This is a genomic window from Paraburkholderia sp. BR10923 (assembly GCF_040948765.1).
In the GTDB taxonomy this organism is placed as follows: domain Bacteria; phylum Pseudomonadota; class Gammaproteobacteria; order Burkholderiales; family Burkholderiaceae; genus Paraburkholderia; species Paraburkholderia youngii.
Map to the genome: position 1 here is coordinate 103539 of NZ_JBFPKO010000008.1, position 26045 is coordinate 129583.

General features: G+C 64.6%; 23 protein-coding genes, 1 other RNA gene and 1 pseudogene. 10 read left to right on the forward strand and 15 right to left on the reverse strand.

Features of this window, described 5'->3' with window-relative positions; translation table 11 throughout:
• Window positions 1-14 precede the first annotated feature (14 nt).
• From AB3X94_RS16885 to ffs, 6 genes are all read right to left on the reverse strand, one after another.
• The gene (locus tag AB3X94_RS16885) at window positions 15-1052 is read right to left on the reverse strand and encodes an ABC transporter substrate-binding protein (RefSeq protein ID WP_368612136.1); all 1038 of its coding nucleotides are present in this window, start codon (window positions 1050-1052) and stop codon (window positions 15-17) included.
• A gap of 159 nt (window positions 1053-1211) precedes the next feature.
• Window positions 1212-2453: a CaiB/BaiF CoA-transferase family protein gene (locus AB3X94_RS16890; RefSeq protein WP_176119892.1), complete on the reverse strand. Its 1242-nt coding sequence runs from the start codon at window positions 2451-2453 to the stop codon at window positions 1212-1214.
• Window positions 2454-2607: 154 nt separating this feature from the next.
• Window positions 2608-3204 (reverse strand): recombination mediator RecR, encoded by a 597-nt coding sequence (recR, locus tag AB3X94_RS16895; protein ID WP_018418135.1) that lies wholly within the window; start codon window positions 3202-3204, stop codon window positions 2608-2610.
• Between the two features lie 141 nt (window positions 3205-3345).
• Window positions 3346-3672 carry a YbaB/EbfC family nucleoid-associated protein gene (locus AB3X94_RS16900; RefSeq protein ID WP_008923976.1) on the reverse strand — a complete coding sequence of 109 codons (327 nt, stop codon included), beginning with the start codon at window positions 3670-3672 and terminating at the stop codon, window positions 3346-3348.
• 73 nt (window positions 3673-3745) lie between these two features.
• Window positions 3746-6241, reverse strand: a complete 2496-nt coding sequence (locus AB3X94_RS16905) for a DNA polymerase III subunit gamma/tau (RefSeq protein WP_368612137.1) — start codon at window positions 6239-6241, stop codon at window positions 3746-3748.
• 183 nt (window positions 6242-6424) lie between these two features.
• Window positions 6425-6523: signal recognition particle sRNA small type (gene ffs, locus AB3X94_RS16910), an RNA gene on the reverse strand.
• 509 nt (window positions 6524-7032) lie between these two features.
• On the opposite strand from ffs, the gene trxA reads away from it, so the two are divergent.
• The 7 genes and pseudogenes from trxA (at window position 7033) to AB3X94_RS16945 (ending at window position 14156) form a co-directional block, all read left to right on the forward strand.
• Window positions 7033-7359 (forward strand): thioredoxin TrxA, encoded by a 327-nt coding sequence (trxA, locus tag AB3X94_RS16915; protein ID WP_013089343.1) that lies wholly within the window; start codon window positions 7033-7035, stop codon window positions 7357-7359.
• Between the two features lie 284 nt (window positions 7360-7643).
• A complete protein-coding gene (gene rho / locus AB3X94_RS16920) occupies window positions 7644-8912 on the forward strand; it encodes a transcription termination factor Rho (RefSeq protein WP_008921615.1) in 1269 nt (422 codons plus the stop codon).
• A 151-nt stretch (window positions 8913-9063) separates the two neighbouring features.
• A pseudogene (locus AB3X94_RS16925) lies at window positions 9064-9406 on the forward strand (MFS transporter); the annotation flags it as partial.
• Between the two features lie 29 nt (window positions 9407-9435).
• On the forward strand, window positions 9436-10269 hold the full coding sequence (locus AB3X94_RS16930; RefSeq protein ID WP_176108655.1) for a zinc-dependent peptidase: 834 nt from the start codon (window positions 9436-9438) through the stop codon (window positions 10267-10269).
• 178 nt (window positions 10270-10447) lie between these two features.
• Window positions 10448-10711, forward strand: a complete 264-nt coding sequence (locus AB3X94_RS16935; protein WP_012400355.1) for a type B 50S ribosomal protein L31 — start codon at window positions 10448-10450, stop codon at window positions 10709-10711.
• A gap of 305 nt (window positions 10712-11016) precedes the next feature.
• Window positions 11017-12774, forward strand: a complete 1758-nt coding sequence (locus tag AB3X94_RS16940) for a glycosyltransferase family 39 protein (RefSeq protein WP_176377868.1) — start codon at window positions 11017-11019, stop codon at window positions 12772-12774.
• A 2-nt stretch (window positions 12775-12776) separates the two neighbouring features.
• Window positions 12777-14156 carry an MATE family efflux transporter gene (locus AB3X94_RS16945; RefSeq protein WP_176108657.1) on the forward strand — a complete coding sequence of 460 codons (1380 nt, stop codon included), beginning with the start codon at window positions 12777-12779 and terminating at the stop codon, window positions 14154-14156.
• Between the two features lie 124 nt (window positions 14157-14280).
• On the opposite strand, the gene AB3X94_RS16950 is transcribed toward AB3X94_RS16945, so the two are convergent.
• Together AB3X94_RS16950 and AB3X94_RS16955 are read right to left on the reverse strand one after the other, a co-directional pair.
• Complete coding sequence (locus AB3X94_RS16950) at window positions 14281-14691, reverse strand: carboxymuconolactone decarboxylase family protein (RefSeq protein ID WP_176108658.1); 411 nt, start codon at window positions 14689-14691, stop codon at window positions 14281-14283.
• Window positions 14610-15137, reverse strand: a complete 528-nt coding sequence (locus AB3X94_RS16955) for a MerR family transcriptional regulator (RefSeq protein ID WP_176108659.1) — start codon at window positions 15135-15137, stop codon at window positions 14610-14612. Before AB3X94_RS16955 ends, AB3X94_RS16950 begins: the two co-directional genes overlap by 82 nt.
• Window positions 15138-15448: 311 nt before the next feature.
• Here AB3X94_RS16955 and AB3X94_RS16960 point away from each other — a divergent pair, with 311 nt between their 5' ends.
• Window positions 15449-16021 (forward strand): ComEA family DNA-binding protein, encoded by a 573-nt coding sequence (locus tag AB3X94_RS16960; RefSeq protein WP_368612138.1) that lies wholly within the window; start codon window positions 15449-15451, stop codon window positions 16019-16021.
• A gap of 103 nt (window positions 16022-16124) precedes the next feature.
• Window positions 16125-16556 carry a YidB family protein gene (locus AB3X94_RS16965; protein WP_176108661.1) on the forward strand — a complete coding sequence of 144 codons (432 nt, stop codon included), beginning with the start codon at window positions 16125-16127 and terminating at the stop codon, window positions 16554-16556.
• Window positions 16557-16731: 175 nt separating this feature from the next.
• Here the strand turns inward: AB3X94_RS16965 and clpB are convergent, their stop codons facing one another.
• Window positions 16732-19329, reverse strand: a complete 2598-nt coding sequence (clpB, locus tag AB3X94_RS16970; RefSeq protein WP_184129992.1) for an ATP-dependent chaperone ClpB — start codon at window positions 19327-19329, stop codon at window positions 16732-16734.
• Window positions 19330-19498: 169 nt separating this feature from the next.
• Window positions 19499-20029: an Rrf2 family transcriptional regulator gene (locus AB3X94_RS16975; RefSeq protein ID WP_368612139.1), complete on the reverse strand. Its 531-nt coding sequence runs from the start codon at window positions 20027-20029 to the stop codon at window positions 19499-19501.
• A 256-nt stretch (window positions 20030-20285) separates the two neighbouring features.
• Here AB3X94_RS16975 and AB3X94_RS16980 point away from each other — a divergent pair, with 256 nt between their 5' ends.
• Window positions 20286-20834, forward strand: coding sequence for a group III truncated hemoglobin (locus AB3X94_RS16980; RefSeq protein WP_368612140.1), 549 nt, complete (start codon window positions 20286-20288; stop codon window positions 20832-20834).
• Window positions 20835-20908: 74 nt separating this feature from the next.
• Here AB3X94_RS16980 and AB3X94_RS16985 read toward each other — a convergent pair whose 3' ends face one another.
• The 5 genes from AB3X94_RS16985 to AB3X94_RS17005 form a co-directional block, all read right to left on the reverse strand.
• On the reverse strand, window positions 20909-21385 hold the full coding sequence (locus AB3X94_RS16985) for a molybdenum cofactor biosynthesis protein MoaE (protein WP_176108665.1): 477 nt from the start codon (window positions 21383-21385) through the stop codon (window positions 20909-20911).
• Window positions 21386-21444: 59 nt separating this feature from the next.
• Entirely contained in the window at window positions 21445-21702 is a 258-nt protein-coding gene (gene moaD, locus AB3X94_RS16990) for a molybdopterin converting factor subunit 1 (protein ID WP_368612141.1), read from the reverse strand.
• Between the two features lie 54 nt (window positions 21703-21756).
• The gene (glp, locus tag AB3X94_RS16995) at window positions 21757-22968 is read right to left on the reverse strand and encodes a gephyrin-like molybdotransferase Glp (protein ID WP_368612269.1); all 1212 of its coding nucleotides are present in this window, start codon (window positions 22966-22968) and stop codon (window positions 21757-21759) included.
• 237 nt (window positions 22969-23205) lie between these two features.
• Window positions 23206-24657, reverse strand: coding sequence for a threonine synthase (thrC, locus tag AB3X94_RS17000; protein ID WP_368612142.1), 1452 nt, complete (start codon window positions 24655-24657; stop codon window positions 23206-23208).
• Between the two features lie 8 nt (window positions 24658-24665).
• Window positions 24666-25997, reverse strand: a complete 1332-nt coding sequence (locus AB3X94_RS17005; RefSeq protein WP_368588997.1) for a homoserine dehydrogenase — start codon at window positions 25995-25997, stop codon at window positions 24666-24668.
• Window positions 25998-26045: the final 48 nt, after the last annotated feature.

The following is a 26045-nucleotide window of genomic DNA, read 5'->3' on the forward strand; positions in this document are numbered from 1 at the left end:
GCGCGCCGCGTCGTTTATGCCTTGACGGTCGTCAGCGCCTTCTTCACGAAGTCGTTGGTCCACGTCTTCGACAGATCGATCTGCGCGTTCTGGATCATCGGATCGAACGCTTTCAGCGTCTTCAGCGACGTCGCGGGACCGTCGGCGGGCATCAGGCCGTCGGGCGACATCGCTTCGCGCACGTGCTGCCACGCGTCGAGATAGAGTGCGCGGTCGCCGAGCAGATAGCTCTCCGGCACCGTATTGATCAGTTCGCTGCCGCTCGCGTTCTGCAGCCACTTGAGCGCGCGCACCATCGCATTGGTCAGCGCCTGCGTGGTGTTCGGGTTCTTCGTGATGAACGACTGCGACGCGTACAGGCAGCCCGCCGGCATGTCGCCGCCGAACACGGTGTGCGTGTCGGCGAGCGTGCGCGTATCGGATACGACGCGCACTTCGCCGGCGCGCTCGAGGCGCGTGACGACCGGATCGAGATTGGCGATCGCGTCGATCTGGCCGGACTGCAGCGCGGCGATTGCACCGGCGCCCGCGCCCACGCCGATGAACGCGACGTCTTTCGGACTGAGCCCGGCTTTCGCGAGCACGAAGCTCGCCATGATCGACGTCGACGAACCCGGCGCGGTCACACCGATCTTCTTGCCCTTCAGATCGGCGATCGACTTGAAGTTCGGCATCGTCTTCTTCGACACCGCGAGCACGATCTGCGGCGCGCGGCCTTGTAGCACGAACTCACGGAACATCTGCTTTTGCGCCTGCAACAGCAGCGTGTGTTCGAACGCGCCGGAGACCACGTCGGCGCTACCGCCGACTGCCGCCTTCAGCGCCTGCGAGCCGCCCGCGAAGTCGGAAATCTCGACTTCGAGCCCTTCGTCCTTGAAGTAGTTGCGGCGCTCGGCGATCGTCAGCGGCAGGTAGTAGAACAGGTTCTTGCCGCCGACCGCGACGGCGACCCTGGTGGTCTCGGGTTTGGCCTGCGCGAAAGCGAACGGTGTGGCCGCGAGCGAGGCGCCCGCGAGCGCCGCACCGCCGGCGAGGAAGGTTCTGCGTTGCATGGTCCGTTGTCTCCAGATTTTTTTAGTCCGGCTTTTGACCGCCCGGGTGCGCGTTGCGCACGCGCTTGGGCACGGTGTGTGGCTTGCCGGTCGCGCGGAGCCGATCGTGCGTCAGCGCCGCGCTTTAAGCGCTCTTCTCAATGCGTTGCACTGTGCGCATCAGACGATCTGTTGCGCCCGCAACCGCGCGATGCCATCAGCATCATAACCCAGTGATTGAAGGACTTCATCGGTATGTTCACCCAGTTCCGGCCCTAGCCAGCGCGTCTCGCCGGGCGTCGCCGACAGCTTCGGCGTGACCGTGGGCAGCGTGATTTCCTTGCCGTCCTGCCACTTGAAACGCTGGATCATCTGCCGCGCGATGAACTGCGGATCGGTGAACATATCGGCGACGCTGTAGATGCGGCCCACCGGTACATCCGCCGCGTTCAGCACCGCGAGCGCTTCGTCGATCGTGCGCGTGGACAGCCACGCGGCGATCGCGGCGTCGATTTCCTGGGTGCGCGGCACGCGGCCGTCGTTATGCGCGAGCGCCGGATCGTTCGCGAGATCGTCGCGTTCGATCGCGATCATCAGCCGCTTGAAGATCGGATCGCTATTGCCGCCGATCACGATGCTGCCGTCGCTGCACGGATAAGTATTGGACGGCACGATGCCCGGCAGCGACGCGCCGGTACGCTCGCGCACCATCCCGTAGACGCCGTATTCAGGCACCACGCTTTCCATCATGTTGAAGACGGCCTCGTACAGCGCGACGTCGACGACCTGCCCCCTGCCGCCGTTCACCTGCTTGTGATGCAGCGCCATCAGCGCGCCGATCACGCCGTGCAGCGCGGCGATCGAATCGCCGATCGAAATGCCGATGCGCGGCGGCGGCAGATCCGGATAGCCGGTGATATGGCGCAGACCGCCCATCGATTCGGCGATCGCACCGAAGCCGGGCCGGTCGCGATACGGACCCGTCTGGCCGTAGCCCGACAGACGCACCATTACCAGACCGGGGTTCTCGGCGGACAGCACGTCGTAGCCAAGCCCGAGTTTTTCGAGCAGCCCCGGCCGGAAATTCTCGACGACGATATCGGCCTCTTTCGCGAGCCGCCGCACGATTTCTTTGCCCTCTTCGGCTTTCAGGTTGATCGTGACGGACTTCTTGTTGCGCGCCTGCACGGCCCACCACAGCGACGTACCGCCCACTTCCGGATACAGCTTGCGCCATTTGCGCAGCGGGTCGCCGCCTTTGGGGTCTTCGATCTTGATGACGTCGGCGCCGAATTCGCCGAGAAAACGCGCAGCGAACGGCCCGGCGATCAGCGTGCCGAGTTCCAGCACCTTGACGCCGGCGAGCGGACCGCGTGCGTCATGCGGTGCGGTGCTCGCGCCTGAATCGGGGGTGGCGCTCATGAGTCTCCTTTGTCGGCCAGAGTTGGTGCACAGCGCTTACTCTGATCCCCTGCAAGTGGGTTGCATTATTTTGTATCGCCGTGCGCACTGTCTGCACGTCTCGCGACGACGCGTGTCTTCACGGGTACCACGCCGGCCAACGCAAGCCGCATGGCTACATCGAACGACGGTCGAGCATCGCGCGCGCGATCGTGCCCGCGTCGACATATTCGAGTTCGCCGCCCACCGGCACGCCGCGCGCGAGACGCGTGACGGCAAGGCCGCGCGCCTTCAGTGTCTGTCCGAGGTAATGCGCGGTGGCCTCGCCTTCGTTGGTGAAATTGGTGGCCAGCACGACTTCCTTGACGACGCCATCCGACGCGCGCTTCACGAGCCGGTCGAAATGGATCTCCTTCGGGCCGATGCCGTCGAGCGGACTCAACCGCCCCATCAGCACGAAATAGAGGCCGCGATAGGTCATCGTCTGTTCGAGCATGATCTGGTCGGCCGGCGTTTCGACGACGCACAGCAGCGACGGATCGCGCTCCTCATCGAGGCAGACCTCGCAGATCTGCGCTTCGGTAAACGTGTTGCACTTTTCGCAGTGACGCAGATGCTCGGTCGCGAACAACAGCGAGCGGCCGAGCTTTTCGGCGCCTTCGCGATCGTGCTGCATCAGGTGATACGCCATGCGTTGCGCGGACTTCGGCCCGACACCGGGCAGCGCGCGCAGCGCTTCGACGAGCGCCGACAGGGCGGAAGGTTGTTTCATGCGGATCGGCGTCGACGTGGGTGGTGCTCGGGTGGGCGAATCGGGATGCGGGGTGGTGCTCGGACCCGGGCGCACTTTCGCACCGCGGCAATGAACCGCCGCGGCGCTCAACCGCTCAGCCCGGTCTCAATCAGGGCAGGTTCAGAACGGCAGCTTGAAGCCCGGCGGCAGCGGCAGGCCGGCGGTCATGCCGCCCATCTTTTCCTGCGCGGTCGCCTCGGCCTTGCGCACGGCGTCGTTGAACGCGGCGGCGACGAGGTCTTCCAGCATGTCCTTGTCGTCCGCGAGCAGGCTCGGGTCGATCGACACACGGCGCACGTCGTTCTTGCAGGTCATCGTCACCTTGACGAGACCGGCACCCGACTGCCCCTCGACTTCGATCTGCGCGAGTTGCTCCTGCATCTTCTTCATGTTTTCCTGCATCTGCTGGGCTTGCTTCATCAGCCCGGCGAGTTGGCCTTTCATCATGGACGTGCTCCTTCTAGATAGCGTGAAAGCTGGCATTCCGGCGCCGCGCTGCGACGACGCCGCGAACGATGGATCAGTGGGCCGGCGCCGCGCCGTTCGGAGCGGCGTCCGGGTTAATCGGGCGGATCGAGCCCGGCACGATGCTCGCGCCGAATTCGCGAATCAGCGACTGCACGAACGGATCGGCGCTGATTTCGCGCTCGGCCTCCTGCTGGCGCTGCGCGCGCAGCTTCGCGTCGTGCGCTGCAGCGGTACGGCGCGCCGGGCCGACTTCGACCTGCACGTCGACGTTCTGGCCGAGCCGCTCGACGAGCGCTGCTTTCAGTTTAGCGACCTGCGACGCTTCCGCGTATTGCGGCACCGGCACGTTGAGCTTCAGCGTGCTGCCTTCGAGCGCCATCAGTTCGCTGTTGAACGCAAGCTGATACGAGATGCCCTTCAGCGGCAGATCGACCGCGAGCGCGGGCCAGTCGCCGGTGAAACCGAGCGGATCGAGCGGCACCGCGGGCGGCAGCGGGCGTGTGTCGACGACCGGCGCCGGTGCGGCGGCCTGCGCGGCCGGGCCGCCCATGCGGACGTCGTCGGGGCCGTGGTCGAACACCGGCACGAAGTTGTCGTCTGGCGGAATGAAGTACGCGTCGTCCGCGGCCGACAGCGGCATGTAGTCGTCGGGCGGCATGTCGTCCCAAGGTGGGCTTGACGGGCTGGTCTGTTGCGCGTTGCCGCTTGCGCCGGTGTGGGCGTCTCGGATGGGCCCAGCCTGCGCGGCGCTGTCTTGCGACGCGCGGCGTGGCGCGCCGGGGGTCGGCACCGGCGCGACCACGCGCGGCGCGGCGGGTTTCGGGGCGACCGGCGCGGCCGGCTTCGCGGCCGCGGGCGTGTTGGGGCGGCCACGGTCGGACGATACTTTCATGCCGGCGTTGCGCAGCACGTCGAGCGCGGCGCTCGCGCCGCCCGCGCGACGCGGCGCGGAGTCGGCCGAGGCCGCCGGTGCCGGCGTTGAAGCGGGTGCAGCCAATTCCTGGCGCGCTTCCGGCTCCGGTGCCGTGGCCTCTTCCGCGCGGGCCAGCGCGCTCGGCGCGGACGCAGGTGCGAGGTCAGAAGCTTGGTTCGAGACCGGCGCAGTCGAACCGACGATCGCGGCGCCATCATTCGGGGGCGAGTCTTCCCAAGGTGCCAGCGGACGTGCCGACATAGCCGGTGCGTCTGTCACGCGCGCTGCTTCAGCTTGCGCGGTGTCGGCTGCGGGCTTCGCGATCGGCTTTGCGACCGGCGCGGTCGATTTCATCGCATCGCCCGGTTCCTCGCCGGCGACGCCCACCTGAGGTCCGCGAGTCGGCGCAGCGGCCGCCATGGCCGTCGCGGACGAAGGCGACAGCGCGCGCAGCGCGGCAACCGTCGGTGCACCAGAACGCTTCGCACCGGCGCCGGCCGCACCGGTCTGCGCGCCAGCGGCTCCCGCCGCCCCACCTCCGCCGGCTGTTGGCGCCGGCTCGAACGCGAGCATGCGCAGCAGCGTCATCGTGAAGCCAGCGTATTCGTCGGGCGCGAGGCCCAGCTCGCTTCGGCCGATCGTTGCGATCTGATAGAACAGTTGCACCTGCTCGGCGCTCAAGCTGTCGGCGAAGCGGCGCAACTCGGCCGCCTCCGGCCATTCGTCGAGCACCGACGAAGGCGCGAACTGCGCCCACGCGATCCGATGCAGCAGGCTCGCCAGATCCTGCAGCGCCGTCGAAAACGACAGACTGCGCAAGGCCATTTCATCGGCGACCGCGAGCACCGCCGCGCCGTCGCCCTGCGCGAGCGCGTCGAGCAGGCGGATCAGATAGCTTTGGTCGAGCGCGCCGAGCATGCCGCGCACCGCGTCTTCGCTGACCTGGTTCGCCGAATAGGCTATCGCCTGATCAGTCAGCGATAGCGCGTCGCGCATCGAACCGTCGGCCGCGCGCGCGAGCAGGCGCAACGCCTGCGCCTCGTGAGGCACGTTTTCTTCGCCGAGAATGCGTTCGAGATGCGACACGATATGGCCGGCCGGCATCTGCTTCAGATTGAACTGCAGGCAGCGCGACAGCACGGTGACAGGAATCTTCTGCGGGTCGGTGGTCGCGAGGATGAACTTGACGTGCGGCGGCGGCTCTTCGAGCGTCTTCAGCATCGCGTTGAACGCGTGGTTCGTCAGCATGTGCACTTCGTCGATCATGTAGACCTTGAAGCGCGCATCGACGGGCGCATACACCGCGCGCTCGAGCAGCGCGGCCATTTCATCGACGCCGCGATTGCTCGCCGCGTCCATCTCGACGTAATCGACGAAGCGCCCTTCATCGATCTCGCGACACGCACGGCACACGCCGCACGGCGTCGACGTCACGCCGGTCTCGCAATTGAGTGCCTTCGCGAAGATGCGCGACAGCGTGGTCTTGCCGACGCCGCGCGTACCTGTAAACAAATAGGCATGGTGCAGACGGCCGCCGTCGAGCGCATGGGTGAGCGCGCGCACCACGTGCTCCTGTCCGACGAGCGAAGCGAAATCCTTCGGCCGCCATTTGCGTGCGAGAACTTGATAGGTCATCCGGAAATTGTATCAGTAACAATGGCGCGCAAAACCGATTCGGCAAGACGCGCAAACGCGCGACACGGCCACGACGATGCTCAGTCCGAACACGGCGAACGATCAATATTGAAGCGGGGAATACTATGAAGGACAGCCTGCGGAGAATCCGTGAAAACGGCCGCGGAGAAAGAAGCAAAGGAAGGTGACGAGCCCGACCCTCGGCACTGGTGGAAAACGGCTGTGGCTGCTTCGTTCCCGACCTGACCAGGTTGACCATCCCTCCATGCGAGGAGGCCCGTCACGAAAGATTCTATCATTGCCGCGCGCATTGTGCGACTGTTGATATGCGCAAAACGCGAACGACGCTCCGCTTCGAACCGCTTCATACTGTTAACGTCCGCTTGCTGCACGCCGCCCGACGTCATCGCAGCCGCCGCGACGACACCCGCCACGCAAGGCACTTGAGTTCGCCGGGCCCGCCACCATTTAGACTGCAACGCGGTATCCGTGTGCCGCAGACACCGGCCGACGCCGCGGCGGCGACCTATTAGCCCCACTGACCTAATGAGTACTATCGCCATCGGCAACGCATAGCGAATTAAGCTACACTGCCAGTTGAAAGACCCGCATACGCGACTCTTTCCGCGCATTCCGTGAAAATCCGGCATTTTTTCAGACGGTTTTTCTGATTTTCACAGGCATGCGCGGCGGGTCTCCGGATGCGGCAAAGCGAACGGAAATTTTCCCGGTTTTTGACGTATCGTGGCGAGCAATTCAGGCGGGCCTCGAACCGACAGAGGTATTCATAAATGAGCGAACAAATTAAGCATATTAGCGACGCATCGTTCGAACAGGACGTCGTGAAATCCGATAAACCCGTGCTGCTCGATTTCTGGGCCGAATGGTGCGGTCCCTGCAAGATGATCGCGCCGATCCTCGACGAAGTCGCGAAGGACTACGCCGATCGTCTGCAAGTCGCGAAGATCAATGTCGACGAGCATCAGTCCACGCCGGTCAAGTTCGGCGTGCGCGGCATCCCCACGCTGATCCTGTTCAAAAATGGCGCCGTCGCCGCTCAGAAGGTCGGCGCTCTGTCGAAGTCGCAACTCACCGCGTTCCTCGACGGCAACCTGTAAGACATACAGAAGCACGTCGCGGCGCTCGCGGGTTGATCGCGCGCCGCGAGCAGTTGAGAATCGGGCGCATCGGTGGATGCAAACCACCGCGCCCGCCGGTCAAGCGTGTTGTCAACCGGCAACACGCTTTACGACAAAGATGCCACTCCGCCGCACTGGCGGAAATTGGCGTGTGCTATGCTAGAATCCAGAAAACGTCGAAAAGACGTGTAAGTCTTTGAGCGGTTCCGCTCACCCTCCTCCCAGATTTCATTTCGTCGCACCTTCTCCTGCGGGTTCTCCGTATGCATTTATCCGAGCTTAAGACTCTGCACGTGTCCCAATTGATCGAGATGGCCAATGGCCTCGAGATCGAAAGCGCGAACCGCCTGCGCAAGCAGGAATTGATGTTCGCCATTCTAAAAAAACGAGCCAAAGCGGGCGACACGATCTTCGGCGACGGCACCCTCGAAGTGTTGCCGGACGGTTTCGGCTTCTTGCGTTCGCCGGAAACCTCCTACCTCGCCAGCACGGATGATATCTACATCAGCCCGTCGCAAATCCGCCGCTTCAATCTGCATACGGGCGACACGATCGAAGGCGAAGTGCGCACGCCGAAAGACGGCGAGCGCTATTTCGCGCTGGTGAAGGTCGACAAGGTCAACGGCCAGCCGCCGGAGGCCTCGAAGCACAAGATCATGTTCGAAAACCTGACGCCGCTGCACCCGAACAAGGTGCTGCTGCTCGAACGTGAAATGCGTGGCGAAGAGAACGTGACGGGCCGCATCATCGACATGATCGCGCCGATCGGCAAGGGCCAGCGCGGCCTGCTCGTCGCCTCGCCGAAGTCGGGCAAAACGGTGATGCTTCAGCACATTGCGCACGCAATCAAACAGAACCATCCCGACGTCGTGCTGTTCGTGCTGCTGATCGACGAGCGCCCGGAAGAAGTGACGGAAATGCAGCGTTCGGTGGCAGGCGAAGTGATCGCCTCCACGTTCGACGAACCCGCCGCGCGTCACGTGCAGGTCGCCGAAATGGTGATCGAGAAGGCCAAGCGCCTCGTCGAAATGAAGAACGACGTCGTGATTCTGCTCGACTCGATCACCCGTCTCGCGCGCGCTTACAACACGGTGGTACCGGCCTCCGGCAAGGTGCTCACGGGTGGTGTCGACGCGAACGCGCTGCAGCGTCCCAAGCGCTTCTTCGGCGCGGCGCGCAACATCGAGGAAGGCGGATCGCTGACCATCATCGGCACGGCGCTGATCGAAACCGGCAGCCGCATGGACGACGTGATCTACGAAGAGTTCAAGGGCACCGGCAACATGGAAGTGCACCTCGAGCGCCGTCTCGCCGAGAAGCGCGTCTACCCGTCGATCAACCTGAACAAGTCGGGCACGCGCCGCGAAGAGTTGCTGATCAAGCCCGAAGTGCTGCAGAAGATCTGGGTACTGCGCAAGTTCATTCACGACATGGACGAAGTCGAGTCGATGGAATTCCTGCTCGACAAGATCCGCCAGACGAAGAGCAACTCCGAGTTCTTCGACATGATGCGTCGTGGTGGCGGCAGCTAACGCGCGACGTTCGTGCCGGCCGTAGCGGCCGGCAACTGCACAGCATGAAAAACCGCTCGCAGATTGCGAGCGGTTTTTTTTGGCCAGCTATATCGCGGGTGGCGTCAATGCACCGCCGGACGAGCTCGCGTGGGCGTCGAGCGCCTATGCGCTCGTGTTGCTGTTCATCGCGCAGCTGATCGCGAATCTGACTTTCCGCATCTTCGCGATCGAAGAGTTCACGTACGGCTACCGGTTGAAAAACATCGTGTGGCAGTTGACCATCTCCTTCGCGACCGCCTCGGTGATCATCATCGAACAGCACCGGCTCGCGCTGCATCAAAGTCGCCTCGCGGAGTCCGTGAATCCGTACAATTCGGTCTACTAGAAGACGCTCGCGAATCGCGACGATCAGCCGGTCGGTCGCGCAGTAGGCCAATTTTCTCGCGTCGCTCGACGGCTTCCATTTTCTGATCGGCGTCACGATTTGCGGCGGCCTGTTCGCCGCGTGGTAAAAACAGATCGACTGAAGGTGGGCTCAAGCATGCTGTCGAAACTCACGAACTGGCTGGGCACACGGCGTCGCGAGCGCGCGCTGCGCGACTACGCGATCGACGATTCCTTATGGCAGGCAACACTCGCCGGCCTGCCCTTTCTCACACATCTGGAAGCCCCCGATCTCGCACGGCTACGCGAGCTGACGAGTCTCTTCCTCGCGCAGAAGGAATTCTCGACTGCGCACGAGCTCGAACTGACCGATGCGATGACGGTCGGCATCGCCGCGCAGGCGTGCCTGCCGGTGCTGAACCTGAGCCTCGATCTGTATCGCGGCTGGGTTGGCGTAATCGTCTATCCGGGCGAGTTCGTGATCCGCAAGACCGTCGAGGACGAAGACGGCGTCGTGCACGAGATCGAACACGACGCCAGTGGCGAGGCGTGGGAAGGCGGCCCGGTGGTGCTGTCGTGGGAAGACGCGCAGATGACCGACGGCAGCGACGCATACAACGTCGTGATCCACGAGTTCGCGCACAAGATCGACATGCTGAACGGCGAAGCGGATGGCCACCCGCCGCTGATGCGCCGCTGGCACGCGCCGCTCGATGCGCAGGCATGGGCCGACGTGTTCGACCACGCATACGATCATTTCTGCGCGAAAGTCGACGCTGTGCCCGAGCGACGTTGGACGCGTTTCGAACGCGAGTCGCTGATCGATCCGTATGCGGCGGACCATCCGTCGGAATTCTTCGCCGTATGCAGCGAGGCGCTGTTCGTGAAGCCACAAGCGTTCGAGGCGGAGTATCCGGAACTGTACCGGCTGCTCGCGCGCTACTATCGGCAAGATCCTGCGCGCGTCGGATTGACGTTCACGCCGGTTTGAGACGCTGCAAACGGGCGCCGCTTGCGCCGCAATAGAATCTAGTGGCAGAAAAATCGCCAAGCGACTGATTTTCTGGCATAATCGCGGTTTTTCGACCGTAGGCAAGTGGCTCGCGCCTGAAGGCAGTCTAAATTAAGACTGCACGCGGGTTGGCTACCGCCAGATTAAAGGAAAGACCATGAAAGAAGGCATTCACCCGGATTACCGCGAAGTCCTGTTCATCGATATGTCGAACGACTTCAAGTTCGTGACGCGCTCGACCATCCAGACGCGCGAAACCGCGGAATTCAACGGCAAGACCTACCCGCTCGCGAAGATCGAAGTGTCGTCGGAATCGCACCCGTTCTACACCGGCCAGCAAAAGATCATGGACACGGCCGGCCGCGTCGAGAAGTTCAACAAGAAGTTCGGCGCCCGCGCTTCCGGCAAGGCAGCAAAGTAATACCGCAACGGTGCCGGCTTCCGGCCGGCAACGGAGCAAACAGAAAGGGCAGCGCGAGCTGCCCTTTTTTGTCGCCTGCGCGTGGGCGGCCGCTGGGTCGCATACCCGCGACGGCATAACCCGTAACCAGCACACCGCGCTTTCACGACACCTGTTACAGGTTGTCCATCGACGTTGCCGGGCGTTACCGGCCGTGACGTGCATCGCACCGCACGACTACAATGCCGGATGCTCGAAACGGGCCCTCCCGCCCTGACTTGCCGGACCGCTCCGGCTGCATCGTTTATCCAGACTCCACACACCGCATGAGACCTGTCGTCCGCCTCACCGCCTCTGCGACCAGTGCGTTGCCGCGCTGGCTGCTGCTGGCCATCTGTATCCTCTACGCCTCGTTCGGCCTGTTCGGCCGCGACCCGTGGAAGAACGAGGACGCGGCTGGCTTCGGCGTCATGTGGACGATGGCGAATGGCGGCGCGCACGACTGGCTGCTGCCTAACCTCGTCGGCAAATATCTGACCGAGGACGGCCCCCTCGGCTACTGGCTCGGAGCGAGCGCGATCCGCGTCCTCGCACCTTGGGTCGACTCGAGCAACGCGTCGCGCGTGTTCACCGGCCTGCTGTTCTGTGCGGGCTGCGCGTTCGTCTGGTACGCGGCGTATCTGCTCGGCCGGCGCGCCGAAGTGCAGCCGTTCAAATACGCGTTTGGAGGCGAGCCCGAACCGCGCGACTACGGCCGCACGCTCGCCGATGGCGCACTGCTCATCCTGCTCGCGTGCTTCGGCCTCGCCGAGCGCGGCCACGAAACCACGCCGCAGCTCGTCCAGTTCGTCTGCATCGCGATGCTCGTCTACGGCCTCGTGCGCATGATCGACAAGCCGATCCAGGGCGCGCTGATCTGGGGCCTCGCGATCGGCCTCGTCACGCTCGCGAGCAGCCCGGTGCTGGTCGGCGCGCTGCTGCTCGGCACGCTCGCGATGACGCTGATCGTGCGCGAAACGCGTTCGCGCTGGCTGCTGCTCGCGGGTCTGCCCGTCGCGCTGGTGCTCGCGGTATCGTGGCCGATCATCGCGCTTGCCGCATTCCCCGACGACGCCGTCTGGTATCTGAACCAGTGGCTGCACGTGAGCCTGAGTTCGTTCGCGGGCCCACCCGGTTCGGTCGCCGCCTATGCGCTGAAAAACCTGCCGCTCTTCACATGGCCCGCGTGGCCGCTCGCGCTGTGGTCGTGGTTCAGCTGGAAGGGCCTGCGGCGCGCGCCGCACGTGGCGATTCCACTGTCGGTGATCGGGCCGCTGTTCGTGCTCGTGGTGCTGCAAAGCCACCAATCGAATCGACTCTACATGCTGCTGCTGCCGCCGCTCGCGGTGCTCGCCACTTTTGCGCTGCCGACGCTCAAGCGCGGCGCGATCAACGCGATCGACTGGTTCGCGCTGCTGAGCTTCACGATCCTCGGCAGCTTCGTGTGGGCCGTGTATGTGGCGAGTCTGACCGGTTTTCCGCATCCGCTTGCGCGCAATCTCGCGCGGCTCGCGCCCGGCTTCGTGCCGCAGTTCAAGATTCTGTCGTTTATCTGCGCGATCGCGGTGACCGTCTGCTGGTTCCTGCTGGTGCGCTGGCGTCTCGCGCGTCATCCGAAGGTGTTGTGGCGCAGCGTGGTGCTGTCGAGCGCCGGCACGACGCTGATGTGGGTGCTGCTGATGACGCTGTGGCTGCCGGTCGTCAACTACAGCCGGACTTATCGCGACGTCGCGCAGCAGATCGCCAACCACTTGCCCGATGACTACACCTGCATCTCGCCGGTGCGCCTCGGCAATGCGCAAATCGCGACGTTCGCGTATTTCGGCGACATGCATTTCTCGTTCGACCAGGACTGCGACGTGATCCTGCGTCAGGACTCACAGGACTACGGCGACCCGAGCGCGCTGCCCGACTACATCTGGAAGCTCGTGTGGGAAGGCCGCCGCGCGGCCGACCGCGACGAGCGCTTCCGCCTGTACGTGCGCATCGACCGTCCGAAGCCGCCGCCCGGCAAGCACCGCAACTGGCACAAAAAGCCCGACTGACCATGTTCGCCGACGTACGGAAAATCGCCGCGCTCGCGTGGCCCGTATTGATCGGCCAACTGGCCATCATCGCGTTCGGCGTAATCGATACGGCGATGGTCGGGCGCTACTCGGCCGTCGATCTGGCCGCCCTCGGTCTCGGCTCGTCGATCTACGTCTCGGTCTATATCGGCCTGACCGGCATCCTGACCGCGCTGCAGCCGATCGCCGCGCAACTGTACGGCGCGCGCCGCTACGGCGAGATCGGCGAAGAGGTGCGCCAGTCATGGTGGCTCGCCGCCGCGCTGACCGTGATCGGCTTTCTGATCCTGTTCTTCCCCGGGCCGCTGTTGTCGTTGTCGCACGTGCCCGACGCGCTGCACGAGCGAACCCTCGCGTATCTGCGGATTCTCGCGTTCGGGCTGCCCGCCGGCCTCGCGTTCCGGGTCTACAGTTCCGTTGCCAACGCGCTCGGCAAACCGCGGCTCGTGATGTTCCTCCAGATCGCCGCGCTGCTGCTGAAAATTCCGCTCAATACCTGGTTCATTTTCGGCGGCCTCGGCGTGCCGGCGCTGGGCGGTCCGGGCTGCGCGCTCGCGAGCACGCTGCTCAACTGGGCGCTCGCGGCGCTTGGCATGCTGCTGCTCGCGCGCGTCGACGATTTCAAGGCGCTCGGTATCTTCACGCAATTCTGCTGGCCGGTCTGGAAGCGCCAGGCCGCACAACTGCGGCTCGGTATTCCGATGGGGTTGTCGTATCTGATCGAGGTCACGTCGTACACGTTCATGGCGCTCTTCATCGCGCGCTTCGGCACGACGACGCTCGCCGGGCATCAGATCGCCGGCAATATCGGCGCGGTGCTGTATATGACGCCGCTGTCGATCGGCATCGCGTCGTCGACGTTGGTCGCGCAGGCGCTCGGCGCGCATCGGCCGCAAGCGGCGCGCACGCTGTCGCGTCACGGCATCGCGATGGCGGTTGCGCTCGCGTGCTGCTATGGCGCGCTCGTGCTGGTGCTGCGGCCGTATATCGTCGACGGCTATACGACGAACGCGCAGGTCGCGACGAAGGCGTTGCCACTGGTGCTGATCGTCGCCTGCTACCACCTGTTCGACGCTTTGCAGATCACGACCGCGTTCGTGCTGCGCGCCTACAAGGTCGCGGTCGTGCCGACCGTCATCTATGCAGTCGCGCTGTGGGGTGTCGGGCTCGGCGGCGGCTATGCGCTCGGCTTCGATACAACCGGCCTCACGCCGTCCTGGCTCACCGGCGCGCGCGGGTTCTGGGTCGCAAATACTGCCAGTCTCGCGATTGCCGGGGCCGGCTTGCTCGTGTATTGGCGGATCGTGAGCCAGCGCTATTTGCGCAAGACCGCTGCAGTGCGGGTTGATTCGGCTGTATGAGGCGATGGGGGCTCAGGAAGGCCTCGAATCGAACTGATGGGACCGTTAGTTGCACCCCAAAACCGGGGGCGAGACTCTAGCCGTCCTGCATCCGCCATCCCTCTCCCCGTGCAGATCAGCCCTCTCACGCGGCGCACGCGGCCTCCCCCTCCCGATCCCTGGCCTCGAATATTTCGCGCGCCGCGAACAACGCATTGAGCGCGGCCGGAAAGCCCGCATAAAGCGCCATCTGCATGAACACCTCGACGATCTGCTCGCGCGTGCAGCCGACGTTCAGCGCCGCCTCGATATGCACTTTCAACTGCGGCTGCGCACAGCCGAGGGTCGCGAGCGACGCGATCGTCGCAATCTCACGCGTGCGCAGATCGAGCTGCGGCCGGCTGTAGATGTCGCCGAAGCCGAATTCGATCAGCAGGCGCCCGAATTCCGGCGCGATCGGTGCAAGCGCGGCGATTACCTGCTCGCCCGCCGAACCGTCGATTTCCCTGAGCTTGTCCCATCCGCGCGTGTAGCGGTCGTTGTCTGCGTAGTCCATTGCAAGTCCTCATTGGCGTGTGAGGACGACGAGGCTTCGTCGTCCTGTCGTGCCGGATCGGGCTCAAGCGCGCCGCTCGTGGCTGCCTCGTAGTACGCGATCTTGTCGTCGATCGCGCCGAGGTTGCTCTGCAGTTCGGCGATCCGCGCGAGCAGCACGGTGCGATGCGCGACCAGCAGGTCGCGGCGCTCGCGCATCGTCAGATGGCCTTGCGCGCGCAGCGCGGCGATCTGCTGCATGCCGGAAATCGACATGCCCGTCGTCTTCAGACGCATCACGAAGCGTAACCAGTCGAGATCGGCCGGCGAGTACAGCCGGTGCCCCGCCTGCGTGCGCCCGACCGGCCGGATCAGGCCGGCCTGCTCGTAATAGCGCAGCGTGTGCGTGGATACGCCGATCGTTTCGGCGACCTGACCGATGGTGAGCGCGGTTGAGTGTTTCGACATGACGGACTCAGGTTAGGACTTCGAGTGCACTCTAAGTCAAGCGTCGGACGGTGTCATCCGCCGGCGTTACCCATTCTTTATCGCAAGCGCTTTATCGTGACCGGTATCCACCGATAAATTCACCGGAATTGCATGCGGCTAAAAGTTTTAAAGATTGTGTGGCCGGATTTACTTGTCATCGATCGATCGGTATAAATCGACCGCTATCTCAAATCGGGTCTGCGATTTGTTCTATGCTTAAACGCAGCGCCCGCTGACAGGATAGGTCGTCCGTTCCCGGCTAACTTTTTGCCCTCAATGGAGTGCTTGCCATGCTGAAGAAGCTTTTCATGCTTTGCGTCGCTGTGGCTTTGTCGCTGTCGGCCGGATTTGCCGCGGCCGTGGAAGTGAATACCGCCGATCAGGCCGCGCTCGAATCGGTCAAGGGCATCGGCCCCGTGCATGCGAAAGCGATCCTCGACGAACGCGCCAAAAACGGCCCGTTCAAGAATGCCGACGATCTCGCCGCGCGCGTGAAGGGCCTCGGCCAGAAATCGGTCGAGAACCTCGAAGCGGCCGGACTGACGATCAACGGCTCGTCGGCGCCGCCGACCGGCGGGAAGACGTCGACCAAGTCGGCCACGAAGACGACGCCGGCGGCTCCCGCGGCAACCACCGCCGCCGCGCCCGCTGCCACGACGGCAGCGCCGGCCGCGGCTGCTCCCGCGTCGGCCGCGAAGCCGTCGAAGTCGAAGAAGAAGGCCGCTGCATCCGACGCGACAGCCGCTGCGGCGCCGGCCGCCGCGGCAGCTAGCGCACCGGCCGAAGCATCCGGCACCAAGGCTTCGAAGAAGAAAGCGAAGAAGAGCAAGGCGGCATCCGCCGCGGCTGCGTCCGGCGCTTGAGCCGGCGGGGCTGCCGCCCTTGCGTTTCACCGCGACGCGCAACCGCGCGTCGTCGTCACCCGCCCGGCCGTCATGCACGCGCCGGCATTCAAGAGAGACCGTCATGAGCCTACTCGACACCATCGGTTCCCTGCTTGGCAAATCGCCAGAAGGCGGCGGCCAGCAAGCGCTGATCGCAGCCGCGCTCGAATTCGTCAATAACCAGCCTGGTGGCCTGAACGGCCTGATCCAGCGCTTCCAGGAAAAGGGCCTCGGCGACGTCGTGTCGTCGTGGGTCGGCAACGGCGAAAACCAGCCGATCGCGCCCGACGCGCTGCATAACGTGCTCGGCTCCGAGGCCGTCAGCGGCCTCGCCGCCAAGGCCGGCGTCCAGCCGGATCAGGTGACGGGTCTGCTGTCGCAGATCCTGCCGCACGTCGTCAACGCGGCCACGCCGGAAGGCGAAGTGCCGGCCGATGGCAAGCTGAACGCGACCACGGTGCTCGGCGCACTCGGCGGCCTGTCGGCGCTGCTCGGCAACAAGGGCAACGCTTGAGCACGCAGTGCGCGATGCACTAACGGCGGCTCATGCTGCCGGTCGAGGTCGACGCCCGGTTTGAAAACGGCGGGCAAAAAAAACCGGCAACGAAGTCGCCTTCGTTGCCGGTTTCTTAACGTTGGCGGGAACGACTCGACTACCGCCGTCCCGTCGCGTCATCCAGCCATCGCGCTCAGTGCACGACGCGTTCGAACCGCAGCTCACCGTCGTCCACTTCGACCGGAATGACATCCTTCGGACCGAACTTGCCGGCCAGAATCAGCTTCGCGATCGGGTTCTCGATCTCCTGCTGGATCGCGCGCTTCAGCGGCCGCGCACCGAACAGCGGGTCGTAGCCGACCTTGCCGATGTGCTCGAGCGCCGCGTCCGATACCACCAGCTGCATGTCGAGCTTCGCGAGCCGCTCGTGCAGACGCTGCAACTGGATCCGCGCGATCGACTGGATGTTCGAGCGATCGAGCGCATGGAACACCACGACGTCGTCGATCCGGTTCAGGAACTCGGGCCGGAAGTGCAGCTTCACCTCTTCCCACACCGCGTCCTTCACCGCTTCCTGCGGCTCGCCGACCATCGCCTGGATCACCTGCGAGCCGAGGTTCGAGGTCATCACGATCACCGTGTTCTTGAAGTCGACGGTGCGGCCTTGGCCATCGGTCATGCGGCCATCGTCGAGCACCTGCAGCAGCACGTTGAACACGTCCGGATGCGCCTTCTCGATTTCGTCGAGCAGGATCACGCTATACGGCTTGCGGCGCACGGCCTCGGTCAGATAGCCGCCCTCCTCGTAGCCGACGTATCCCGGCGGCGCGCCGATCAGACGCGCGACGCTGTGCTTCTCCATGAACTCGCTCATGTCGATACGGATCAGGTGCTCTTCCGAATCGAACAGGAACGACGCCAACGCCTTGCAAAGCTCGGTCTTGCCGACGCCGGTCGGCCCCAGGAACAGGAACGAGCCGTACGGCCGGTTCGGGTCCGCCAGACCCGCCCGCGAGCGGCGGATCGCATCGGCGACCGCGCTGATCGCCTCGTCCTGGCCGACCACGCGCTCATGCAGCTTCGACTCGATCTGCAGCAGCTTTTCGCGCTCGCCTTGCATCATGCGCGACACCGGAATACCGGTGGCCCGCGACACCACTTCGGCGATCTCTTCCGCGCCGACCTGCGTGCGCAACAGACGCGGACGCTTCGGACTGTTCTGCTCCTCGGCTTCGGCGCGCGTGACTTCCTTCAACTGCGCTTCGAGCCCCGGCAGCTTGCCGTACTGAAGTTCGGCGACCTTCTCGAGCTTGCCCTCGCGCTGCAGACGCACGATTTCCGCGCGCGTCTTCTCGATCTCTTCCTTCAACTGCGCGCTGCCCTGCACCGCTGCTTTTTCGGCGGTCCAGATTTCTTCGAGGTCCGAATATTCACGGTTCAGGCGTTCGATTTCCTCTTCGATCAGTTGCAGACGCTTTTGCGACGCTTCGTCCTTCTCCTTCTTCACCGCTTCGCGTTCGATCTTCAGCTGGATCAGACGACGGTCGAGCCGGTCCATCTCCTCCGGCTTCGAGTCGATTTCCATCTTGATCTTCGACGCGGCTTCGTCGATCAGGTCGATCGCCTTGTCCGGCAGGAAGCGGTCCGTGATGTAGCGATGCGACAGCTCCGCCGCCGCGACGATCGCCGGGTCGGTGATGTCGACGCCGTGGTGCAGCTCATAGCGCTCCTGAAGACCGCGCAGGATCGCGATGGTCGCCTCGACCGACGGTTCGTCCACCAGCACCTTCTGGAAACGGCGCTCGAGCGCGGCATCCTTCTCGATGTACTTGCGGTATTCGTCGAGCGTGGTCGCGCCGACACAATGCAGTTCGCCGCGCGACAGCGCCGGCTTCAGCATGTTGCCCGCGTCCATCGCGCCCTCGGCCTTGCCGGCACCGACCATCGTGTGAATCTCGTCGATGAAGACGATGGTTTGGCCTTCGTCCTTCGCGATGTCGTTGAGCACGGCCTTCAGGCGCTCTTCGAACTCGCCGCGATATTTCGCGCCCGCGAGCAGCGCGGCCATGTCGAGCGACAGCACGCGCTTGTTCTTTAGCGTTTCCGGCACTTCGCCGTTGACGATGCGCTGCGCGAGTCCTTCGACGATCGCGGTCTTGCCAACGCCCGGCTCGCCGATCAGCACCGGGTTGTTCTTGGTGCGGCGCTGCAGGATCTGGATGGAACGGCGGATTTCGTCGTCGCGGCCGATCACCGGATCGAGCTTGCCGGCGCGGGCGCGCTCGGTCAGGTCGATCGTGTATTTCTTCAGCGCTTCGCGCTGGCTTTCGGCGTCCTGGCTATGCACCTGCGAGCCGCCGCGCACCGCGGCGATCGCGGTTTCGAGCGCCTTGCGCGACAAGCCGTGCTCGCGCGCGAGACGGCCCACGTCGCCTTTGTCGTCGGCGACCGCGAGCAGGAACATTTCGCTCGCGATGAACGTGTCGTTGAGCTTTTGCGCTTCCTTGTCGGCCTGGTTCAACAGACCGGTCAGTTCACGGCCGATCTGCACGTTGCCGTCAGTGCCTTGCACCTGGGGCAGCCGCGTGATCGCGTCGTTCAGTGCGGTCTGTAGAGGTTGTACATGCACGCCGGCGCGCGATAGCAGCGAGCGAGCGGAGCCGTCCTGCTGCGCGACGAGTGCCGCCAGCACGTGAACGGGTTCGATGTACTGATTGTCGTGGCCAACCGCCAGACTCTGGGCGTCCGCGAGTGCTTCCTGGAATTTAGTGGTGAGTTTGTCGATTCTCATCAAGAGACCTCCAATTTCGATTACCACCAAAATGAGGCGATTTATTAGGGTTTCAAGCGCTTTTTTGGCCTCGGTCGCAACTATTTAACATTTGAGCGCAAGAACTGCCGCGATCCTTCCCCGGTGAGGCGGCCGGACGGGTTTGCGCACCTGGAGCCGACTCGATGTCCTAGCTCTTGTGGCCCAACGTCGCCGAACTGCCGCCACGCGTGCCATCCGATGCCACCGGAATCGGCAGCGGCACCCTCTGAACGTTGGGTCCTAACCCGAGCAATGCCGCGAGCGGACTTTTCGGTTGCGCGACTTCGCCGATGGTAAAGCGATCGAGTTCGGCGAGAAAAGCGAGGCTCGCCGCCTGCAGCGCGCCGCGCAGCCGGCAGTGCGGCGTGATGACGCAAGGCCGCTGTTGGCCTTGCCGGTCCGGCAGACAGCCGACCAGCGCAAAGTCGCTTTCCGTGACCCGCACCACGTCGCCGACGGTCAGCGACAGCGATTGTGCGGCGAGCCGCAACCCGCCGTTGCGGCCGCGCACGGTTTCGACCCAGCCCAGTTCACCCAGTTGCTGCACGACCTTCATCAGATGATTCTTCGAGATGCCGTAAGCTTCCGAAATGTCATGAATCGTCGATAATCCGTCGCCCCGCACCGCGAGGTACAGCAGCACGCGCAGCGCGTAATCCGTATAGTCGGTAAGTCTCATAGGTCCTGGTATAGCTTGAAAAGCTGCGAGCAAGTGCGTTGAACGTGCCCGATAACCGCGTCGACGCAAGGGTTGCGGTGAATCTGCGCCGCGCCCTAACATCAGTGGCTGGCGGCGTCGTTGCTCGAATCGCGTTGCAAAGCTGTGTCGGATAGCAATAGTAGCTTTTTCCGCATCAACCGTTTGTTAGAAAAACGGGGGGTTCGAAGTTCAGTTAAGCCGCCGCCATCGGCAAACGTATTTTTCTGGAATCCGCATGAATCCGTCTTTCCCCGCCGCGCCACCGGTCGAGCGCGCGGCCGAACCCACCGAGGCCAATATCCGCGAGCTCGTCTACGGCTTTTACGATCGTGTGCGCGCCGATCCGCTGCTCGGTCCGGTCTTCGACGCGAAGCTCGAGGGCCGCTGGGACGACCATCTGCCGAAGATGTGCACATTCTGGAACAGCCTCGTGCTCGGCGCGAAGCAGTATCGCGGCAACGTGCAGCAGGTGCATCAGCCGCTCGAAGGCATCGAGCCGCAGCACTTCAGCCGCTGGCTGTACCTGTTCCTGGATACGGTCGAATCGCACTATCAACCGGCCGCGGCGGTCCGTTTCATGGAGCCGGCGCTACGGATTGCGCAGAGTCTGCAACTGAGCCGTTACGGCTGGGATTACAAGATTCCGGCTGAGCAGCAGGCGCTGCTCGAGCGGGTGGCGCCGAAGCGTCGGCCCCGCGATGCTGACGACGATGGCGAGCAGCCGTCGCGGCCGGCTGGGGAGCCGTTTCCGGTGCCGATCATCGGACGCTCACGGGACCAGTGAACGTCGGTCGGCGCCGACCCGCCTGACACAAACGCGCCGCGTGCGCCACCGCAGCGCCGTGGCCCGCGGTTCGGCTACTCCGCCGTCTGGTTTCCCGATGCGATGCCCCAGCGCGCGAGCGCGGCATCGTCGGTCACGCGCGCGTCGACCCAGCGCTCGCCCGCGTCGGTTTTCTCTTTCTTCCAGAACGGCGCTTCGGTCTTCAGATAGTCCATCACGAATTCGCACGACGCAAACGCGTCACCGCGATGCGCGGCCGTCGTCACCACGAGCACGATCTGATCGAGCGGATACAGCTTGCCAACACGATGCACGATCAGTACCTCGATGCCCGGCCAGCGTTCGCGCGCACGCTCGACGATCGCCTCGAGCGACTTCTCCGTCATGCCCGGATAGTGTTCGAGCTCCATCGTCTCGACCGCGCTGCCCTCGTTCAGGTCGCGCACGGTGCCGACGAAGCACGCGACCGCGCCGATCGTCGGATTGCGCGCGCGCAGCGCGGCCACCTCGGCGCTGAGGTCGAAGTCTTCGGTCTGGACGCGAACGGGCATGGGTGACTCCTGAGGGCTTTTGTCGCTGGCGTGAACGTGATGATGGGCGTGAGCGCGGCTCAGCCGCCGGTGACGGGCGGGAAGAACGCGACCTCGCAGCCTTCGGTAATACGCGTGCTCGCGTTGGTCATCACGTGGTTGCAGGCCATGCGCAGCGCGCGGCCTTCGGCGAGCGTCTCGGCCCAGATGCCGCCACGCACGCGCAGCCACGCGCGCACGTCGCCGACGGTCGCGATGCCGTCGGGCACCTCGACGGTTTCGTCGGAGGTATTGAGCGCTTCACGTACGCTCGCAAAGTATCGGAGTTCAATCTTCATCGGGATACCGCCGGTTTGTGCCGCGCATGCCGCGCATGCCTCGGATAGCCTGCCTCAGTTCAGCAGTTCGGAAAACGGAATGAAGCGCACGGTTTCGCCGGCGCTGATCGCGTGGTTCGGCGGATTGTCGATCAGGCCGTCGCCCCACACGGTCGACGTCAACACGGCCGAGCTCTGATTGGCAAACAGTTCGAGCCCGCCGGCCGCGTTGACGCGCGCGCGCAGGAATTCGTTGCGACGATCGGCCTTGCCCTGCGTGAAGTCCGCGCGCAGCGACAGCGCGCGCGGCGCGACCGCCTGCACGCCGGCCAGCCGCAGCACGAACGGACGCACGAACAGCAGGAACGTGACGAAGCTCGACACCGGATTGCCCGGCAGGCCGATGAAAAACGTTTCGGCCGTGCCCGCCGCGCCACGGCGCACCGCGCCGAATGCGAGCGGCTTGCCCGGCTTCATCGCGATCTGCCACATCGACAGACGCCCTTCGGCCTCGACCGCCGGCTTCACGTGATCCTCCTCGCCGACCGACACGCCGCCGCAGGTGAGAATCAGATCGTGCGCCTCAGCGGCCTCGCGCAGCGTTGCGCGGGTCGCGTCGAGCTGATCGGCGACGATGCCGTAGTCGGTCACGTCACAGCCGAGCTTCTCGAGCAGGCCGCGCAGCGTGAAGCGATTCGAGTTGTAGATCGCGCCGGGCTTCAGCGGCTCGCCGGGCATCGTCAGTTCGTCGCCGGTGAAAAACACGGCGACCTTCACGCGACGGCGCACCTCGAGCTGCGCGCATCCGACCGACGCGGCAAGCCCCAACGCCTGCGGCGTGAGCCGCGTGCCGGCCGGCAGGATCACCGAGCCCGCGCGAATATCGGCGCCCCGCGCGGTGATCCACTCGCCCGCCTGCGGACGATGCACGATCGTCACTTCGTCGCCGGCCACCTCAGTCTGCTCCTGCATCACGACCGCGTCCGCGCCAGCGGGCACCGTCGCGCCGGTGAAGATGCGCGCCGCGCTATGGGGCGCGAGCGGCGCCGGCGCATGGCCGGCCGGAATCCGTTGCGAGACCGGCAGGCGGCTGCCGTGCGCGAGATCGGCGATACGGACTGCGTAGCCGTCCATCGCGCTCGTGTGCATCGGCGGCACGTCGAGCGGCGAGGTGACGTCGGTGGCGAGCACGCGATTCAGCGCGTCGAGCGTCGGCAGCGTTTCGATACCGTCGATCGCTCGCGCGGCGTCGAGCAGGATCGCCAACGCATCGGCAGTGGCGAGCATCGGAGCGCGGGGCGTGGGTGTGGACATCTGGAGTGTCGAAGCCGCAGGTTAAAAGAACATTGTAGCGGCCGATGCCGTTAGCCTGGGCGGCCGGGCGTCATGGAGAGTTTTTTGTGATTTTTGCTGCGTGGCCGCGAGGGGTGCGGCCAGCGTTTTTTCGTAGAGCGGGCGTGGGCGTCGGGATGCCGCGTGAGCCGAAAACAGCCCACACGGCCCGCTTGCCCTCGCCGGTCGCCATTATTCGCCGGTATTCGCGACGATGAAGTCCTTCACCCGCTGCGCGTCCGCGGGCACGACCTCGAAGCGCTGCGGCAGCGACTCGAGCCCCGCGAACGCCGCCGGCCGCTCCGGTTCGCGCAGCAGCGCTTCGCGGATCGTCTCGCCGAACTTGATCGGTTGCGCGGTCTCGAGCACGATCATCGGAATGCCCGGTTGCAGATGCTCGCGCGCGACCTTCACGCCGTCGGCCGTGTGCGTGTCGATCATCGTGTCGTAGCGCTGGAACACGTCGCGGATCGTCTCCACGCGGGTGTCGTGGTTGCTGCTGCCGGACACGAAACCGAACTCCCTCACGCGCGCGAAGTCGCCGCTCGCCGCGAGGTCGAAACCGCCCTTCTCCTCGACGTCACGGAACAGTTGCAGCACGCGCGCCGGATCGCGGCCGAGCAGGTCGTACACGAAACGCTCGAAGTTCGACGCCTTCGAGATGTCCATGCTCGGGCTGCTCGTGTGATACGTCTCGGCCGCCTTGCGCACGCGGTAGATGCCGGTGCGGAAGAACTCGTCGAGCACGTCGTTTTCGTTGGTCGCGACGACGAGCTTCTCGATCGGCAGACCCATCATGCGCGCGATGTGACCCGCGCACACGTTGCCGAAGTTGCCAGACGGCACCGTAAACGACACGCGCTCGTCATTCGACTTCGTCGCGGCAAAGTAGCCCTTGAAGTAATAGACGACCTGCGCGACGACCCGCGCCCAGTTGATCGAATTGACCGTCCCGATCTTGTACTTCGCCTTGAACGCGTGATCGTTCGACACCGCCTTCACGATGTCCTGCGCGTCGTCGAACACGCCTTCCACCGCGAGGTTGAAGATGTTCGGGTCTTGCAGGCTGTACATCTGGGCGGTCTGGAACGCGCTCATCTTTTTGTGCGGCGACAGCATGAACACGCGGATGCCCTGCTTGCCGCGCATCGCATACTCGGCGGCGCTGCCGGTATCGCCCGAGGTCGCGCCGAGAATGTTCAGCGTTTCGCCGTGCTTCGCGAGCGCGTACTCGAACAGGTTGCCGATCAGCTGCATCGCCATGTCCTTGAACGCGAGCGTCGGCCCGTTCGACAGTTCGAGCAGCGACAGCGGCGCGCCGTCTTCGACGCCGAGCGTCTTCAGCGGCGTGATCTGCGCGGCGCTTTCGTCGTCGCGCACGTTGCAGTAGGTCGCGGCCGTGTAGGTCTTGCGCGTCAGCGCGCGCAGATCGTCGGCGGGGATGTCGTCGCAGAACTTCGACAGGATCTCGAACGCGAGATCCGCGTACGGCAGCGTGCGCCAGCGCGTGAGTTCATCCGCGGTGACGCGCGGATATTCGGCCGGCAGATACAGGCCGCCGTCTTTCGCGAGACCGCCGAGCAGGATGTCGGAGAAGGTATGGCGCTCGCCGGCTCCGGCGCCGCGCGTGGAGAGGTAGTTCATAGTTCGGCCTAGTTCAGCGCTTCCATGCGCAGCTTCGTGACTTGCGAGACGACGGTCTGCAGCGCCTCGATCGACTTGATCGCGGCGTTGACCTGCTTTTCGACCGTCTCGTGCGTGATCAGCAGGATGTCGGTTTCGCCCTTGCCGTTCGCGTCGACGAGTTCCGATTCCTTCTGCAGCAGCGCGTCGATCGAAATGCCGGTGTCCGCCAGAATGCGCGTGATGTCGGCGAGCACGCCGGTCACGTCGGCGACGCGCAGGCGCAGGTAGTAGCCGCTCGTGACTTCTTCGATCGGCAGGATCGGCGTGTTCGACAGGCTGTCCGGCTGGAACGCCAGATGCGGCACGCGGTGCTCGGGGTCGGCCGTGTGCAGACGCGTCACGTCGACCAGATCGGCAACCACCGCGGACGCCGTCGGCTCCGCGCCCGCGCCCTTGCCGTAGTACAGCGTCGTGCCGACCGCGTCGCCATGCACGACGACCGCGTTCATCGCGCCTTCCACGTTCGCGAGCAGGCGCTTTTCCGGAATCAGGGTGGGATGCACGCGCAGTTCGATGCCCTTGTCGGTGCGCCGCGTGATGCCGAGCAGCTTGATGCGATAGCCGAGTTCCTCGGCGTATTTGATGTCGATCGCGGCGAGCTTGCTGATGCCCTCGACGTACGCGCGGTCGAACTGCACCGGCACGCCGAACGCGATCGCGCTCATGATCGTCGCCTTGTGCGCGGCATCGACGCCTTCGATGTCGAAGGTCGGGTCCGCTTCCGCGTAGCCGAGTTCCTGCGCGGCCTTCAGCGCGGTGGCGAAATCGAGCCCGCGGTCGCGCATCTCCGACAGGATGTAGTTCGTCGTACCGTTGATGATGCCGGCGATGTACTGGATACGGTTCGCCGTCAGGCCTTCGCGCAGCGCCTTGATGATCGGAATGCCGCCCGCCACCGCCGCTTCGAACGCGACCATCACGCCGTTCGCGCGCGCCGCCTCGAAAATCTCCGTGCCATGTACGGCGAGCAGCGCCTTGTTGGCGGTGACCACGTGCTTGCCGTTGTTGATCGCGCGCAGCACGAGGTCGCGCGCAATGCCGGTGCCGCCGATCATTTCCGCGACGATCGCGATCGACGGATCGTCGACGACCGCGTTGAAGTCATCGGTCAGCGCCACGCTGCCGGCTTCGCCGCCGAGCGCCGCGGTCGCCTTGGCCGGGTTGCGCACGGCGATACGCGCAATCTCGATGCCGCGACCCGCGCGACGTTTGATTTCTTCCTGATTGCGGCGCAGTACCGTGAAGGTGCCGCTGCCTACCGTGCCGAAGCCCAGCAGTCCAACTTTGATCGGTTCCATGCAGCGTGTGTTTCTATTAGAGGTTTGAAAAGGGTGTCTGGGGTGGCA

What these genes read in the sequence shown, in the direction of transcription:
- AB3X94_RS16930 (WP_176108655.1), top strand. Translation starts at nt 9,436, where the DNA reads ATGCTGTCGAAACTCACGAACTGGCTGGGCACACGGCGTCGCGAGCGC.
- clpB (WP_184129992.1), bottom strand. Translation starts at nt 19,329, where the DNA reads ATGAGAATCGACAAACTCACCACTAAATTCCAGGAAGCACTCGCGGAC.
- AB3X94_RS16890 (WP_176119892.1), bottom strand. Translation starts at nt 2,453, where the DNA reads ATGAGCGCCACCCCCGATTCAGGCGCGAGCACCGCACCGCATGACGCA.
- AB3X94_RS16960 (WP_368612138.1), top strand. Translation starts at nt 15,449, where the DNA reads ATGCTGAAGAAGCTTTTCATGCTTTGCGTCGCTGTGGCTTTGTCGCTG.
- recR (WP_018418135.1), bottom strand. Translation starts at nt 3,204, where the DNA reads ATGAAACAACCTTCCGCCCTGTCGGCGCTCGTCGAAGCGCTGCGCGCG.
- glp (WP_368612269.1), bottom strand. Translation starts at nt 22,968, where the DNA reads ATGCTCGCCACTGCCGATGCGTTGGCGATCCTGCTCGACGCCGCGCGA.
- AB3X94_RS16935 (WP_012400355.1), top strand. Translation starts at nt 10,448, where the DNA reads ATGAAAGAAGGCATTCACCCGGATTACCGCGAAGTCCTGTTCATCGAT.
- AB3X94_RS16900 (WP_008923976.1), bottom strand. Translation starts at nt 3,672, where the DNA reads ATGATGAAAGGCCAACTCGCCGGGCTGATGAAGCAAGCCCAGCAGATG.
- rho (WP_008921615.1), top strand. Translation starts at nt 7,644, where the DNA reads ATGCATTTATCCGAGCTTAAGACTCTGCACGTGTCCCAATTGATCGAG.
- AB3X94_RS16965 (WP_176108661.1), top strand. Translation starts at nt 16,125, where the DNA reads ATGAGCCTACTCGACACCATCGGTTCCCTGCTTGGCAAATCGCCAGAA.
- AB3X94_RS16940 (WP_176377868.1), top strand. Translation starts at nt 11,017, where the DNA reads ATGAGACCTGTCGTCCGCCTCACCGCCTCTGCGACCAGTGCGTTGCCG.
- thrC (WP_368612142.1), bottom strand. Translation starts at nt 24,657, where the DNA reads ATGAACTACCTCTCCACGCGCGGCGCCGGAGCCGGCGAGCGCCATACC.
- AB3X94_RS16950 (WP_176108658.1), bottom strand. Translation starts at nt 14,691, where the DNA reads ATGGACTACGCAGACAACGACCGCTACACGCGCGGATGGGACAAGCTC.
- AB3X94_RS16980 (WP_368612140.1), top strand. Translation starts at nt 20,286, where the DNA reads ATGAATCCGTCTTTCCCCGCCGCGCCACCGGTCGAGCGCGCGGCCGAA.
- trxA (WP_013089343.1), top strand. Translation starts at nt 7,033, where the DNA reads ATGAGCGAACAAATTAAGCATATTAGCGACGCATCGTTCGAACAGGAC.
- AB3X94_RS16955 (WP_176108659.1), bottom strand. Translation starts at nt 15,137, where the DNA reads ATGTCGAAACACTCAACCGCGCTCACCATCGGTCAGGTCGCCGAAACG.
- AB3X94_RS16975 (WP_368612139.1), bottom strand. Translation starts at nt 20,029, where the DNA reads ATGAGACTTACCGACTATACGGATTACGCGCTGCGCGTGCTGCTGTAC.
- AB3X94_RS16905 (WP_368612137.1), bottom strand. Translation starts at nt 6,241, where the DNA reads ATGACCTATCAAGTTCTCGCACGCAAATGGCGGCCGAAGGATTTCGCT.
- moaD (WP_368612141.1), bottom strand. Translation starts at nt 21,702, where the DNA reads ATGAAGATTGAACTCCGATACTTTGCGAGCGTACGTGAAGCGCTCAAT.
- AB3X94_RS16885 (WP_368612136.1), bottom strand. Translation starts at nt 1,052, where the DNA reads ATGCAACGCAGAACCTTCCTCGCCGGCGGTGCGGCGCTCGCGGGCGCC.
- AB3X94_RS16945 (WP_176108657.1), top strand. Translation starts at nt 12,777, where the DNA reads ATGTTCGCCGACGTACGGAAAATCGCCGCGCTCGCGTGGCCCGTATTG.
- AB3X94_RS17005 (WP_368588997.1), bottom strand. Translation starts at nt 25,997, where the DNA reads ATGGAACCGATCAAAGTTGGACTGCTGGGCTTCGGCACGGTAGGCAGC.
- AB3X94_RS16985 (WP_176108665.1), bottom strand. Translation starts at nt 21,385, where the DNA reads ATGCCCGTTCGCGTCCAGACCGAAGACTTCGACCTCAGCGCCGAGGTG.